This is a genomic window from Paenibacillus sp. FSL P4-0338 (assembly GCF_038002365.1).
In the GTDB taxonomy this organism is placed as follows: domain Bacteria; phylum Bacillota; class Bacilli; order Paenibacillales; family Paenibacillaceae; genus Paenibacillus_AQ.
Window position 1 is genome coordinate 4,498,514 of sequence record NZ_JBBOCG010000001.1, and the last position, 14,400, is coordinate 4,512,913.

Genomic DNA, 14,400 nt, shown 5'->3' on the forward strand with positions numbered 1-14,400 from the left:
ATGGATCTCCTTTCAAAATAGAAGTTATTTGAACGACTGCAATCCTACCAGCGGTAGTGAGCAAACGCTTTGTTCGCTTCAGCCATTTTGTGTGTATCTTCACGTTTCTTAACGGAAGCGCCTGTGTTGTTGGAAGCATCGATAATCTCAGCCGCCAAACGCTCTTCCATAGTCTTCTCACCGCGGTTGCGTGAGTAGTTTACAAGCCAACGTAATCCCAAAGCAGTACGTCTTTCAGGTTTAACCTCAATAGGTACTTGGTAGTTAGCACCGCCGACACGACGAGCTTTAACTTCCAATACAGGCATGATATTCTTGATGGCTGCTTCGAAAACCTCCATCGGCTCTTTACCTGTACGTTCTTGAATCAACTTGAACGAATTGTACAAAATGCTTTGAGCGACACCTCTTTTACCACCCAGCATAATACGGTTGATCAAACGAGTAACCAACTTGCTATTATACAATGGATCTGGCAATACATCTCTTTTAGTAACTGGACCTTTGCGTGGCATGGATATCCCCCTTTCTTATATGGTTATTATTCTGATAAGCTCATCTTATTTCTTGACTTTAGGACGTTTCGCACCATACTTGGAGCGAGCCTGCATCCGGTTAGCAACACCTGCAGTATCCAGTGCACCACGAACGATGTGGTAACGAACTCCTGCAAGGTCCTTAACTTTACCTCCGCGCAGCAATACTACACTGTGCTCTTGAAGGTTGTGTCCGATACCCGGAATGTAAGCAGTCACCTCAAGACGGTTCGTCAGACGAACACGGGCATACTTACGAAGTGCTGAGTTTGGTTTACGTGGAGTCATTGTGCCTACACGAGTGCATACACCGCGTTTCTGCGGAGCGCTCAAATTTGTAGCCTCACGCTTGAGGGCGTTGTACCCTTTTTGAAGAGCGGGAGATTTGGATTTTTCGATTTTGGCTTGACGGCCTTTACGAACCAGTTGATTAATAGTTGGCATGTTGTGCCACCCCCTTCCTGAAATGATAGTCAATTTACAAACACTAAGTCCACAGACCCAGGTGGTTCATAAAAAGACAAATGAAAAGTCCTTGCTGCCGAAGTGTACCCCGGTACAAAAACGTTCTCTTGCTGCTATTGTTTTAAGACGGCTGCCATCGCAGCACCAACTTCTATACCGCAGGCCTTGCCCAAATTCAGCATCGTGTCCACATATGTGACCTTCACACCTTGTTTGTTGCAAAGCATTACAATTCTGGAAGTAAGCCGTTGATCTCCGTCCTCTGCCACATAGACTTCTGCGGCTTGGCCCAACTCCACCGCCTTGACGGTTTGCTTGGAACCGATCTTGACCTGAGCATCCTGTAACCCTCTATCATCAGTCATGAAAAAACATTACCTCCGCTGAATAAGAATGACAAGACTACTCACGCACCTTAGACATTTTAGCATCCACAGTACATGATGTCAAGAATATCGACAATAAATTTATTAATAATCACAGCAGACAGCCGCGTCACGCAAAATTCTGCGTGACGCGAATACTGCTTGCCATGAGTATTTAATTATTCAGCCGGAACCGGCTCTAAAGCTTCTTCACTGCTTTCAGCATTTGGGTCACTGAGCTTCACATTGCGATAACGATTCATGCCAGTACCTGCAGGAATCAGCTTACCGATGATAACATTTTCTTTCAGACCCAGGAGCTTATCCACTTTACCCTTGATAGCTGCATCCGTTAAGACGCGGGTAGTTTCCTGGAAGGAAGCCGCAGACAGGAAGGAGTCCGTTTCCAGGGAAGCCTTGGTAATCCCGAGCAGTACCGGCTTGGCAACTGCAGGTTCATTACCGGCAAGAATGGCTTCCTTGTTAGCTGCTTCATATTCATGGATATCAGCAAACGCACCCGGCAGGAGATTGGTATCTCCGGCATCAATAATGCGGATTTTGCGCAGCATCTGCTTAATCATAACTTCAATGTGCTTATCATTAATTTCAACGCCCTGGTTACGGTATACACGCTGCACTTCTTGCAGAATGTAGTTCTGTACCCCGCGAATCCCTTTGATACGCAGCATTTCTTTAGGGTCAATGGAACCGTCTGTCAATTCATCGCCGGCCTCAATCTCCTGGCCTTCGCTGACACGCAGACGGGAGCCGTAAGTGATGGAATACGTCTTGGACTCTGCTTCCCCCTGGACTTCAATTTCACGGCGGTCCTTGGTTTCACGGATTTCCTTAACTACCCCGTCAATCTCACTGATTGTTGCCTGACCTTTAGGGTTACGGGCTTCAAACAGCTCCTGGATACGCGGCAAACCTTGCGTGATATCGTCTCCGGCAACACCACCGGTATGGAACGTACGCATGGTAAGCTGTGTTCCTGGTTCACCAATGGATTGTGCCGCGATAATACCGACAGCTTCCCCGATTTCCACGAACTTACCTGTTGCCAGGTTACGCCCGTAGCACTTCTTGCAGACACCGTGACGGGCACGGCAGCTCAGTACAGAGCGGATCTGCAGCTTGGTAATGCCGGCGTTCACGATCTCTTCAGCCTTATCCGAATCAATCAGATCGTTACGATGAACGATGATTTCCTTCGTTTCCGGATGACGGATAGTCTCAAAGGAGTAACGGCCTTCAATACGGTCGTACAGATCCTCGATAACTTCCTTACCATCTTGAATCCGGCTGACAGTGAAGCCTTTATCGGTACCACAATCTTCTTCGCGGACAATAACATCCTGCGCCACATCAACCAGACGGCGTGTCAAGTACCCGGAATCCGCTGTACGCAGCGCTGTATCGGCCAGACCTTTACGCGCTCCGTGAGTAGAGATAAAGTACTCGAGGACGGTCAGCCCTTCACGGAAGTTTGCTTTGATTGGCAATTCAAAGATTCGGCCCGAAGGTGTGGCCATCAGACCACGCATACCACCGAGCTGAGTGATCTGCGATTTGTTACCACGCGCCTTGGAATCCACCATAAGCATGATAGAGTTGAAACGGTCCATCGATTTGAGCAGCACGTTAGTAAGCTCATCCTTAGTCTTTGACCAAATTTCGATAACACGGTCATACCGCTCATCATTGGTGATCAGACCGCGGCGGTATTGGTTTGCAACTACATCAACCTTAGCTTCGGATTCTTTAAGAATGGTGACTTTTTCCTCAGGCACGATAACATCCGATACGGCAACCGTAACACCGGAACGAGTAGAGTACGTAAAGCCGAGTTGCTTAATTTTATCCAGAATTACTGAGGTCTTGGTAGTGTGATATGTCTCAAAGCAGCGGGCGATAATGAGGCCCAGATATTCTTTACCTACAGCGCTGGCTTCCGGAGCAGCCATGATCAGTTCGCGGACATCCGCACCCTTTTCATAGATGAAGTACTTTTCAGGTGTTCCCTGCAGCAGGTTGGTTTTGGTCGCTTCGTTGATATACGGGAAGCTGCTAGGATAGATTTCGTTGAAGATAATCTTTCCCACCGTAGTGATTAGCAAAGCATTTTGCTGCGCTTCTGTGAAGCAGGTTTTGCCCAGAGCTTTAGCTGGAATAGCAACACGCGCATGCAGACCGGCAGTTCCACGCTGATAAGCGGAGACCGCTTCGTTCACAGTACGCAAAATCATACCTGTTCCTTTTTCTTCATTGTTATCCATGGTCAGATAGAACGTACCAAGGACCATATCCTGAGAAGGAGTAACAACCGGCTTACCATCCTTAGGGTTCAAGATGTTACCAGATGCCAGCATGAGAATACGGGCTTCAGCTTGAGCTTCAGCGGACAGAGGAACGTGAACCGCCATCTGGTCACCGTCAAAGTCGGCATTGTAAGCCGTACATACAAGCGGGTGAAGACGGATCGCGTGGCCTTCTACTAGAATCGGCTCAAACGCCTGGATACCCAGTCTGTGCAGCGTAGGAGCACGGTTCAGCAGAACCGGATGCTCTCTGATTACTTCTTCAAGCACATCCCAGACTTCTGGACTTACGCGCTCTACCTTACGCTTCGCGCTCTTTATGTTATGGGCAAGCCCTTTGTTAACCAATTCTTTCATTACAAACGGTTTGAACAGCTCCAGTGCCATCTTCTTCGGAAGACCGCATTGGTACATCTTCAGGTAAGGACCTACTACGATAACCGAACGGCCGGAATAGTCGACACGCTTACCGAGCAAGTTCTGGCGGAAACGTCCCTGTTTACCTTTCAGCATATGGCTGAGCGATTTGAGCGGACGGTTACCAGGTCCCGTTACAGGACGGCCGCGGCGGCCGTTGTCAATCAGGGCATCTACTGCTTCCTGAAGCATCCGTTTCTCATTCTGAACGATAATGTCAGGAGCACCAAGATCCAGCAATCTTTTCAGACGGTTGTTCCGGTTAATTACACGCCGGTACAAGTCATTAAGGTCAGACGTAGCAAACCGGCCGCCATCCAGCTGAACCATAGGACGAAGCTCCGGCGGTATAACCGGGAGTACATCCATGATCATCCAGTCAGGCTTGTTACCGGAGTTGCGGAAGGCTTCAATGACTTCCAGACGTTTGATCGCCCGGTTACGTCGCTGGCCTTGAGCAGTACGCAGCTCTTCTTTGAGGAATTCCAGCTCTTTATCGATATCGATATCCTGAAGCAGCTTTTTGACGGCTTCCGCACCCATGCCAGCCTGGAATCCGTAGCCATATTTCTCACGGTAGCTGCGGTATTCTTTCTCGGACAGCAATTGTTTCTTCTCCAGTGGAGTTTCCCCCGGATCGGTTACAACATAAGATGCAAAGTAGATAATCTCTTCGAGCGATCTAGGAGACATATCCAGTGCCAGACCCATACGACTTGGAATACCTTTGAAATACCAAATATGAGATACCGGAGCTGCCAATTCGATGTGGCCCATACGTTCACGACGAACTTTAGCACGGGTAACCTCCACGCCGCAGCGGTCACACACAACGCCCTTATAACGAACGCGTTTGTATTTACCACAATGACATTCCCAGTCCTTTTGCGGTCCAAAAATACGTTCGCAAAAGAGACCCTCTTTTTCCGGTTTCAATGTACGATAGTTAATGGTTTCCGGTTTTTTAACTTCTCCGCGGGACCAAGAACGAATTTTTTCCGGGGAAGCGAGCCCGATTTTCATAAATTCAAAATTGTTAACGTCCAACAAGGAGCAACCCTCCTTAACCTATATCCTGATTTAGTACCACAGCCCTCTCTTGACGCTTAAGTCAACAGAGGGCGGGTCCTTTTGTATAATGAAATTAGTGGCTTGCTGGTGAACTACTCTATGCCGACTTCTGTGCCTTCCAAATTGAGGCTCAGCTTGTCGCCTGACGTCTCGTCCTCATCATCCAGTTCTCTCATCTCAATCTCCTGCTCGTCACCGCTAAGGATTTTGACGTCCATACCAAGCGACTGCAGTTCCTTGATCAATACTTTGAATGATTCCGGAACACCCGGTTCTGGAACGTTTTCGCCTTTGACAATGGATTCGTACGTTTTCACACGACCGACCACATCATCGGACTTCACAGTCAAAATCTCTTGCAGTGTATAAGCCGCACCGTAAGCTTCAAGCGCCCATACTTCCATTTCCCCGAAACGCTGTCCGCCGAACTGAGCTTTACCGCCCAGTGGCTGTTGTGTAACTAGGGAGTAAGGACCTGTAGAACGGGCATGGATCTTATCATCAACCATGTGCGCCAGCTTGATCATATGCATGACACCGACTGTAACCTCACGTTCGAAGCGTTCACCTGTACGTCCGTCATACAGTATGGTCTTACCATTACGCTGCATACCGGCTTCTTCCATCGTATCGAACACGTCATACTCACGGGCTCCGTCGAATACCGGAGTAGCTACGTGGATACCCAGACGCAGTGCAGCCATACCAATATGGACTTCCAGCACCTGTCCGATGTTCATACGGGAAGGAACGCCCAGCGGATTCAGGACAACCTGTACCGGCGTGCCATCCGGAAGGAACGGCATGTCTTCTTCTGGCAGAATACGGGCAACGACACCCTTGTTACCGTGACGTCCGGCCATCTTATCACCTTCAGAAATCTTACGCTTCTGGGCAATATAGACACGAACCAGTTGATTCACACCAGGAGGCAACTCATCGCCGTTCTCGCGAGTGAATACTTTTACGTCAACGACAATACCATCACTACCATGTGGAACGCGCAGAGAGGTATCACGAACTTCACGGGCTTTCTCACCGAAGATCGCGTGCAGCAGGCGTTCTTCAGCAGTCAACTCAGTTACACCCTTAGGAGTAACCTTACCTACCAGAATATCGCCGGCATTGATTTCCGCACCGATACGGATAATTCCGCGCTCATCCAAATTGCGGAGCGCCTCTTCACCGACGTTAGGAATATCACGCGTGATCTCTTCAGGTCCGAGCTTTGTATCACGAGCTTCGGATTCGTATTCCTCGATATGAATCGAAGTGTATACATCTTCCTTAACCAGCTTCTCACTCAGCAGGATCGCATCCTCGTAGTTGTAGCCTTCCCAAGTCATGAATGCAACGACTACGTTGCGGCCAAGCGCAAGTTCGCCCATTTCTGTGGAAGGTCCGTCTGCCAGGATGTCACCTTTTTTGACGATATCCCCACGTTTGGCCAGTGGACGCTGATTAATACAGGTACCCTGGTTCGAACGCATGAATTTGTGTAATTTATATTTAACGATATCGCCTTTGACTTCCTTGCCTTCAACTGCCTCAACACGGCGCAGCCAGATTTCATTGGCAGAGGAGCGTTCGATAATACCGTCATATTTGGAGACAATACATACGCCGGAGTCTTTAGCAGACTTATGCTCCATCCCTGTCCCTACAAGCGGAGCCTTAGGAATAAGAAGTGGAACGGCCTGACGCTGCATGTTAGATCCCATCAGTGCGCGGTTGGAGTCATCGTTCTCAAGGAACGGAATGAGCGCCGTTGCGACGGATACGACCTGTTTTGGCGAAACGTCCATGTAGTCTACGCGGTTGCTAGGCATGGTAGTGATGTTGTCTGAATCCTTGTTGTAACGAACGATAACCTGGTCTTCCTTGAAGGAGCCCTCTTCATCGATCAGTACATTCGCCTGTGCAACTACATAGTTATCTTCTTCATCGGCAGTCAGATAATCGATTTGCTCAGTTACCTTACCGGTCTTCGGATCCACCCAACGATACGGAGCTTCAATAAAGCCGTATTCATTGATGCGGGCGAAGGTGGACAAGGAGTTGATCAGGCCGATATTCGGACCTTCCGGAGTCTCGATAGGACACATACGGCCATAGTGACTGTGATGGACGTCGCGGACTTCAAAGCCTGCGCGTTCACGAGTCAGACCGCCGGGTCCGAGTGCAGACAGACGGCGCTTATGCGTAAGCTCGGCAAGCGGGTTCGTCTGGTCCATGAACTGGGACAGCTGCGAGCTGCCGAAGAACTCTTTGATGGACGCGATGACCGGACGGATGTTGATCAGTGCCTGCGGTGTAATCGCATTGGCATCCTGAATCGACATTCTCTCGCGGACTACGCGCTCCATCCGGGATAGACCGATACGGAACTGATTCTGCAGAAGCTCACCCACAGAACGCAGACGGCGGTTACCCAGGTGGTCAATATCATCCGTGTTGCCGATACCATGCAGCAAATTAATAAAGTAGCTGATTGAGGATATAATATCAGCCTGAGTAATGTGCTTAACCGATTTATCAATGTTGCCATTGGCAATCAGCTTAATGATACGGCCCTCTTCGATTGGCGAGAATACATCAATCGTCTGAAGCGGAATGTCTTCGCTGTCCATTACCCCACCGGTTACACGGTAGTTTTTGGCAGCCATACTCTTCTCGAAATAAGGAATCAGCTCATCAAGCAGGCGGCGGTCCACCATTTGGCCGGATTCTGCCAGGATTTCTCCAGTAGACTCATCAACCAAAGGCTGTGCCAGACGCTGATTGAACAGACGATTCTTAATATGCAGCTTTTTATTGATTTTGTATCGGCCTACATTGGCCAAATCATAACGTTTCGGGTCAAAGAAACGCGCGACCAGTAAGCTCTTGGCATTATCAAGTGTAGGTGGTTCGCCCGGACGCAGACGCTCGTAGATTTCAATAAGCGCCTTCTCCGTTGAATCCGTGTTGTCTTTATCCAGCGTATTGCGAATATATTCATCATTGCCAAGCAGTTCCAGGATTTCAGCATCACTGCCGAAGCCCAGAGCACGCAAGAGGACTGTTACCGGGATCTTACGAGTCCGGTCGATACGGACATACATGATGTCCTTAGCGTCGGTCTCAAGCTCCAGCCAGGCTCCGCGATTCGGAATTACTGTGGCGGTGTAAGTTTTTTTGCCGTTCTTATCCACTTTTGTGCTGAAATAGACGCTTGGAGAGCGAACCAACTGGCTGACAATAACCCGTTCTGCACCATTGATAATAAAAGTGCCGGTTTCCGTCATCAGAGGGAAATCTCCCATGAACACTTCCTGCTCTTTAACCTCACCGGTCTCCTTATTGATGAGACGCACCTTCACACGCAGAGGAGCTGCATATGTTACGTCCCGCTCTTTAGCGTCGTCAACCGTGTACTTCGGTTCACCCAGGCTGTAATCAATGAACTCTAGTACCAAATTCCCTGTGAAATCCTGGATCGGCGAGATGTCCTGGAACATTTCCCGCAATCCTTCCTCCAAAAACCAATCATAAGATTTTTGTTGGATCTCGATCAGGTTCGGGACCTCGAGTACCTCGTTAATTCTCGCATAGCTCCGCCGAGTGCGTCGACCATACTGAACAAGATGTCCTGCCAACTTTACTCACCCCTCATGTCTACTCACTTAAAAATTGATTGCGAACCCTTGTTTGGACCCGTATAATGGAACCATAACAGAAGGATTCAGCCATAAATACAGAAAAGCCCCTTATCGAAATCTTTCGAAAAAAGAGCACATCTATTCACGGCCAAAATACTCCTTATCCAGTAGATTTGCCCAAAACGTGCGTATTATACGTCACCTGGCTACAGATCATGCGCTATTATCTATTGCCCCGGCGACCTTCGCCGTGACAGGAACATAGAGAACGGAATTCGCAAAAACCTGCCGTGCGGCATGCGCTTACCGGGCGACAATATATCACTTGACATTTCAGCAAACTAAAGACATGGAGCCTAGCTTAATACTGACATTTTATAATAATACCACTACGGACATCGCATGTCAATGAGTATTATTATTTATTTCTGAGCTTTTAAGATTCTATAGCCCTTGTCTTTCCCTACTTCTTCTACTACCGGGAACATACTCTCCAGCTTGGCAACCGCCGACGGCGCACCCTGCTTCTTCTGAATGACAACCCACAGACAACCGCCCTCATTCAAATGATCATACGCCTGTTCAAAAATCGCATGCACTACGGCCTTGCCAGCGCGAATCGGCGGGTTGGTTAGAATCACATCGAAAGTCTGCCCCTGCACTGCCGATAGCACATCACTTTCCATCACCGTAACATTGCGGATTCCATTATGCTGCGCATTCTCGCGGGCGAGCTCTACCGCACGGCTGTTGATATCAATCATCGTCACATGTCCCTTGGAAGCGAGATGCGCCGCACTAATCCCTATAGGCCCGTAACCACAGCCCACGTCCAGTACCTTCGCACCTTCCGGAATCTCCATCGCCTCAATCAGAACACGACTGCCATGATCAATATCTCCTTTAGAAAAAACACCGGCGTCGCTGGTAAAGCGGAGGCCTTTGCCTCTCAGCTCCGTATCGATGCTGCGTCTGTCATGACGCGCTTCAGGCTGCTGCGAGTAATAATGCTGCGACATACCATCCTCCCTTTCACGTTGAACTACATATCCCTGCAAGGCTCCCTTATAGAGCAACCCCCTTGAACAAGTTCAAGGGGGTTGCAGGAACCGGAGAGAATCACTTCTGCTCCGGGGCAGTACCTATTGAATCAACTTATTTTACTTCTACAACTGCGCCTGCTTCTTCCAATTTCGCTTTGGTAGCTTCGGCTTCTTCTTTGCTTACTTTTTCTTTGATTGCTTTTGGAGCGTTGTCTACAACTTCTTTAGCTTCTTTCAAGCCAAGACCTGTGATTTCGCGAACGATTTTGATAACGTTGATTTTGGAAGCGCCAGCGCTTGTCAAAATTACGTCGAATTCGGACTGTTCTGCTTCAACAGCAGCTACAGCGCCGCCAGCAGCTACTGGAGCTGCTGCAGTTACGCCAAATTCTTCTTCGATTGCTTTTACCAGGTCGTTCAGTTCCAGTACGCTCATGCCTTTAATTTCTTCTAAGATTGTTTCTTTGCTCATGATTGAACCTCCATTATATTTGAATTGGTTTGTGGTCTTGATTATGAAGCTAGAAGCAAAGGCTTACGCGCTTTGTTCTTCTTTCTCAGCAACAGCTTTAACTGCAAGCGCGAAGTTGCGCATTGGAGCTTGAAGCACGCTAAGCAGCATGGAGAGCAAACCATCGCGGGATGGCAGTTCAGCCAGTGCTTTCAGTTGGTCCGCATCGATAACTTTACCTTCTACAACGCCGCCTTTCAGTTTCAAAGCGTCGTTCTTCTTAGCGAAGTCATTTAGAATCTTAGCTGCTATTACCGCATCAGTCTCGCAGAATGCGATCGCTGTAGGACCAGTCAGGACAGCGTCCAGATCAGTCAGCTCAGCTGCCGCAGTTGCACGGCGAAGCAATGTGTTCTTCAGGACTTGAAACTCAACGCCAGCTTCACGAAGCTGCTTACGCAGTTCAGTCACTTGCGATACGTTCAATCCGCGGTAGTCTGCAACAACAGTGGAGACACTGTTCTGCAGTTTGCTAGCAACAACATCAACCGCATCCTGTTTTGCTTGGATTACTTTTGCATTTGCCAATTGTATACACCTCCTGAAAATTTATGTGACGGCGATCCTTCCGGAGAAACCGCGCCGTTCCTACGCAGGCATTAGAAAAGCCTCCGCAGATTCACGAAGGCTTGATAAAACGGAAGTTAGTCAGGCGAGCCTGGCACTTTTTGTTTCTATCACAACACCTCGGTAGGAAATTAAGCCCTACGGCACCTACTGTCTACGGTAAGCATATTCACATTTAAGATTGATCACCTTAATGTTCACAACTGTTATAGACTATCAAAGATTACTCTAGGAGTCAACCTTTAATTATCTGAAAGCAGCTGCGTTCACACGAGCGCTAGGTCCCATTGTGGACGAAATAGCGATGCCTTTAAGGTATACACCTTTGGCAGCAGCCGGTTTCGCACGGTTCAAAGCGTCCATAAGAGCTTTAAGGTTCTCGTTCAATTGTTCAGCGTTGAAAGACACTTTGCCGATTGGCGCGTGAATTTGGCCCGCTTTGTCAAGACGGTATTCGATCTTACCGGCTTTAATTTCTTGAACAGCCTTGGTAACGTCGAAAGTAACTGTACCTGCTTTAGGGTTAGGCATTAGACCTTTACCACCGAGCAGACGACCCAGTTTACCGACTTCACTCATCATGTCAGGTGTAGCTACGCAGACGTCGAATTCGAACCAGCCCTGTTGAATCTTGTTGATCATATCAGCATCACCAACAAAATCAGCGCCAGCAGCTTCCGCTTCCTTAGCTTTTTCACCTTTTGCAAATACAAGCACGCGTTGTGTTTTACCTGTGCCGTGAGGCAGGACAACAACACCACGAACTGCCTGATCTTGTTTACGCGGGTCTACACCCAGACGAACTGCTGCTTCAACGGTTTCGTCAAATTTGGCAGTTGCCGCCTTTTTCACAAGCTCTACAGCTTCTGAAGGCTCGTAAGTCGCTTCGCTGTTAATCAGCTTAGCGGATTCTTGGTACTTCTTACCATGTTTAGCCATGAAATGTTCCTCCTTTGTGGTGTTAGCGGAAATTCCTCCCACATATTGCGGTCATGAACGACCGGTTCATCGAATACATATTAGTCTTCGATTGTGATTCCCATACTGCGGGCAGTACCTTCAACCATACGCATTGCAGCTTCAACAGATGCAGCGTTCAGATCGGGCATTTTGGTTTCAGCGATTTCACGAACCGCTGCGCGGCCCAGCTTCGCTACTTTTTTCTTGTTTGGTTCGCCGGAGCCTTTTTCTACTTTTGCAGCGATGCGAAGCAGAACAGCAGCCGGAGGAGTTTTGGTGATGAAGGTAAACGAACGGTCTTCAAATACTGTAATTTCAACCGGGATAATCAGACCAGCCTGGTCGGCAGTACGAGCGTTGAATTCCTTACAGAATGCCATGATGTTGACACCCGCTTGACCTAACGCCGGACCTACTGGAGGCGCTGGATTCGCTTTCCCTGCAGGAATCTGCAGTTTCACCATTTTAATAACTTTTTTAGCCATGAGTGACACCTCCTTGCGTAAATAGTGGTATTCGAATGCTAAACAGCATTCTCCCACAAGAAACCCTTGTGCTTGTTATATCTTCTCCACTTGAGTGAAATCCAACTCCAGCGGGGTTTCCCGTCCAAACATGTTGACATGCACCTTGATCTTGCTTTTGTCTGCCAAAATCTCTTCCACGGAGCCCACAAAATTCGCAAATGGACCAACCATAATACGTACGGATTCCTTAATTTCGAAATCAATCTTCGCTTTAGGTTCAACCATGCCCATATGCTTCAGAATCTGTTCAACCTCTTCGGGTAGCAGAGCGGTAGGCTTAGAGCCCGAACCAGTTGAACCGACAAATCCGGTAACGCCCGGCGTATTGCGGACAACATACCATGAATCATCAGTCTGAACCATTTCGACCAAAACGTAACCAGGGTAAACTTTGCGCATGACAGTTTTTTTCTTGCCATCCTTGTTCACCAGCTCTTCTTCCATAGGAACAAGAACGCGGAATATTTTGTCTTCCATGCCCATGGACTCAACGCGTTTTTCCAAATTGGCCTTGACCTTATTCTCATACCCGGAATAGGTATGAACAACGTACCATCTTTTTTCCATATCAAGCCACCTGGGACCTCTCTAAATAATCGCTTCAATCACAGCGGAAATACCGATGTCCAGAACCCAGAAGTAAAGAGAAATAACTACAATTGTACCGAGAACGATCAATGTATAGTTTTTCAGTTCTTTACGGCTAGGCCAGCGAACCTTTTTGAGTTCACTCCAGCTCTCAGTGAAAAAGGAAAACAAAGACTTGAAACTACGTTTCACGCCGACTACACCTCCAAAAGACTATCTGGTTTCGCGATGAGGAGTTTGCTCGTTACAGAACTTGCAAAATTTCTTCATCTCCAAGCGGTCGGGGTGATTTCGCTTGTTTTTGGTTGTTGCATAGTTTCTTTGTTTGCAACTTGTACAAGCCAAAGTGATAATTACCCGCATGATGTGCACCTCCCGAAGACGTACTTCTAATCATCAAATTAGAAGACGTAGATATTGATTCAAAAAAAAGCCGCGAATTTAGGCCTACCTAAAACACTTTAGCATAATATCAATGTCTGTGTCAACGAAAGTTTCCCCCATCGCACTGGGTAATTCCGGGTGCTGTAGCCTTATGCCATAAGTCATCTTTGATCCTGCTTCTTCCTGTACCGCTAGCTGTCTTCCATAATCATTATGCTGCAATTCGCTTGTGTATAAACCTGCCATCCTCCAACGCTTCACCCGTCGTAAATTCGCTGTATCCAAATCTAGCGGACACTAAAAAAAGACTCGAGTCCCGAGCCTTCCTAGTCATTATATCATTAATTGTCACGCACTTCCAGATATCTTTCCAATTTACGTTTCACTCGCTGCAAAGCATTGTCAATGGACTTCACATGCCGCTTCAAATCCTCGGCAATCTCCTGATAGGACCGTCCGTCCAGATAGAGCATCAGAACCTTGCGTTCCAAATCACTCAGAATCTCAGCCATCTTATCTTCCAGTCCGATGAACTCCTCCTGGTTGATAATCAACTCTTCCGGGTCCAGCACCTGACTTCCGCATATCACATCCATCAATGTCCGGTCGGAGTCCTCATCATAGATGGGCTTGTCTAACGAGACATATGAATTAAGCGGAATATGCTTCTGGCGGGTAGCGGTCTTAATGGCGGTTATAATCTGACGGGTAATGCACAGCTCGGCAAAGGCCTTGAACGATGACAGCTTGTCACCCTTGAAGTCACGGATGGCCTTGTATAAGCCAATCATGCCTTCCTGTACAATATCTTCACGATCTGCCCCGATCAAAAAATAGGAACGAGCCTTGGCACGCACAAAATTACGATACTTGTTAATTAAATGCTCCAATGCGCCACTGTCGCCACCACGGAAGATCTCGACAATTTCTTCATCACTTATGAAATCATACTCGGACAGCATTAATTCCTTGAGGTCGACACTCACCAAGAATCCCCCCGG

Annotated in this window: 14 protein-coding genes and 1 other annotated feature; all 14 genes read right to left on the reverse strand. The window is 48.0% G+C overall.

Annotated features, from left to right (window positions below; all coding sequences use genetic code 11):
* Positions 1-44: 44 nt before the first annotated feature.
* Positions 45-515 (reverse strand): 30S ribosomal protein S7, encoded by a 471-nt coding sequence (rpsG, locus tag MKZ07_RS19800; RefSeq protein WP_020427074.1) that lies wholly within the window; start codon positions 513-515, stop codon positions 45-47.
* Positions 516-560: 45 nt separating this feature from the next.
* The gene (rpsL, locus tag MKZ07_RS19805) at positions 561-980 is read right to left on the reverse strand and encodes a 30S ribosomal protein S12 (RefSeq protein ID WP_036692370.1); all 420 of its coding nucleotides are present in this window, start codon (positions 978-980) and stop codon (positions 561-563) included.
* Positions 981-1,114: 134 nt separating this feature from the next.
* Positions 1,115-1,366 carry a ribosomal L7Ae/L30e/S12e/Gadd45 family protein gene (locus MKZ07_RS19810; RefSeq protein WP_036692367.1) on the reverse strand — a complete coding sequence of 84 codons (252 nt, stop codon included), beginning with the start codon at positions 1,364-1,366 and terminating at the stop codon, positions 1,115-1,117.
* A gap of 179 nt (positions 1,367-1,545) precedes the next feature.
* A complete protein-coding gene (gene rpoC / locus MKZ07_RS19815) occupies positions 1,546-5,157 on the reverse strand; it encodes a DNA-directed RNA polymerase subunit beta' (RefSeq protein ID WP_036692365.1) in 3,612 nt (1,203 codons plus the stop codon).
* Positions 5,158-5,270: 113 nt separating this feature from the next.
* Entirely contained in the window at positions 5,271-8,816 is a 3,546-nt protein-coding gene (gene rpoB / locus MKZ07_RS19820) for a DNA-directed RNA polymerase subunit beta (protein WP_036692364.1), read from the reverse strand.
* A gap of 425 nt (positions 8,817-9,241) precedes the next feature.
* Positions 9,242-9,838 carry a class I SAM-dependent methyltransferase gene (locus MKZ07_RS19825; RefSeq protein ID WP_036692362.1) on the reverse strand — a complete coding sequence of 199 codons (597 nt, stop codon included), beginning with the start codon at positions 9,836-9,838 and terminating at the stop codon, positions 9,242-9,244.
* Positions 9,839-9,974: 136 nt separating this feature from the next.
* Positions 9,975-10,334: a 50S ribosomal protein L7/L12 gene (rplL, locus tag MKZ07_RS19830; protein WP_036692360.1), complete on the reverse strand. Its 360-nt coding sequence runs from the start codon at positions 10,332-10,334 to the stop codon at positions 9,975-9,977.
* 63 nt (positions 10,335-10,397) lie between these two features.
* Complete coding sequence (gene rplJ / locus MKZ07_RS19835; RefSeq protein WP_036692359.1) at positions 10,398-10,901, reverse strand: 50S ribosomal protein L10; 504 nt, start codon at positions 10,899-10,901, stop codon at positions 10,398-10,400.
* Positions 10,902-10,965: 64 nt separating this feature from the next.
* Positions 10,966-11,118 (reverse strand) — a sequence feature (ribosomal protein L10 leader region).
* 68 nt (positions 11,119-11,186) lie between these two features.
* A complete protein-coding gene (rplA, locus tag MKZ07_RS19840) occupies positions 11,187-11,879 on the reverse strand; it encodes a 50S ribosomal protein L1 (protein WP_036692357.1) in 693 nt (230 codons plus the stop codon).
* A gap of 80 nt (positions 11,880-11,959) precedes the next feature.
* A complete protein-coding gene (rplK, locus tag MKZ07_RS19845) occupies positions 11,960-12,385 on the reverse strand; it encodes a 50S ribosomal protein L11 (RefSeq protein ID WP_019908208.1) in 426 nt (141 codons plus the stop codon).
* A 75-nt stretch (positions 12,386-12,460) separates the two neighbouring features.
* On the reverse strand, positions 12,461-12,994 hold the full coding sequence (nusG, locus tag MKZ07_RS19850) for a transcription termination/antitermination protein NusG (protein ID WP_020427084.1): 534 nt from the start codon (positions 12,992-12,994) through the stop codon (positions 12,461-12,463).
* A gap of 21 nt (positions 12,995-13,015) precedes the next feature.
* Complete coding sequence (gene secE / locus MKZ07_RS19855) at positions 13,016-13,207, reverse strand: preprotein translocase subunit SecE (RefSeq protein WP_036692354.1); 192 nt, start codon at positions 13,205-13,207, stop codon at positions 13,016-13,018.
* 21 nt (positions 13,208-13,228) lie between these two features.
* Positions 13,229-13,378: a 50S ribosomal protein L33 gene (gene rpmG / locus MKZ07_RS19860; RefSeq protein WP_074086515.1), complete on the reverse strand. Its 150-nt coding sequence runs from the start codon at positions 13,376-13,378 to the stop codon at positions 13,229-13,231.
* Positions 13,379-13,740: 362 nt separating this feature from the next.
* Positions 13,741-14,385, reverse strand: coding sequence for an RNA polymerase sporulation sigma factor SigH (sigH, locus tag MKZ07_RS19865; protein ID WP_036692348.1), 645 nt, complete (start codon positions 14,383-14,385; stop codon positions 13,741-13,743).
* Between the last annotated feature and the right edge of the window lie 15 nt (positions 14,386-14,400).

Excerpts from the sequence above, each read along its gene's own strand:
- rpsG (WP_020427074.1), bottom strand. The coding sequence starts at position 515 with ATGCCACGCAAAGGTCCAGTTACTAAAAGAGATGTATTGCCAGATCCA.
- rpsL (WP_036692370.1), bottom strand. The coding sequence starts at position 980 with ATGCCAACTATTAATCAACTGGTTCGTAAAGGCCGTCAAGCCAAAATC.
- MKZ07_RS19810 (WP_036692367.1), bottom strand. The coding sequence starts at position 1,366 with ATGACTGATGATAGAGGGTTACAGGATGCTCAGGTCAAGATCGGTTCC.
- MKZ07_RS19825 (WP_036692362.1), bottom strand. The coding sequence starts at position 9,838 with ATGTCGCAGCATTATTACTCGCAGCAGCCTGAAGCGCGTCATGACAGA.
- rplL (WP_036692360.1), bottom strand. The coding sequence starts at position 10,334 with ATGAGCAAAGAAACAATCTTAGAAGAAATTAAAGGCATGAGCGTACTG.
- rplA (WP_036692357.1), bottom strand. The coding sequence starts at position 11,879 with ATGGCTAAACATGGTAAGAAGTACCAAGAATCCGCTAAGCTGATTAAC.
- rplK (WP_019908208.1), bottom strand. The coding sequence starts at position 12,385 with ATGGCTAAAAAAGTTATTAAAATGGTGAAACTGCAGATTCCTGCAGGG.
- nusG (WP_020427084.1), bottom strand. The coding sequence starts at position 12,994 with ATGGAAAAAAGATGGTACGTTGTTCATACCTATTCCGGGTATGAGAAT.
- rpmG (WP_074086515.1), bottom strand. The coding sequence starts at position 13,378 with ATGCGGGTAATTATCACTTTGGCTTGTACAAGTTGCAAACAAAGAAAC.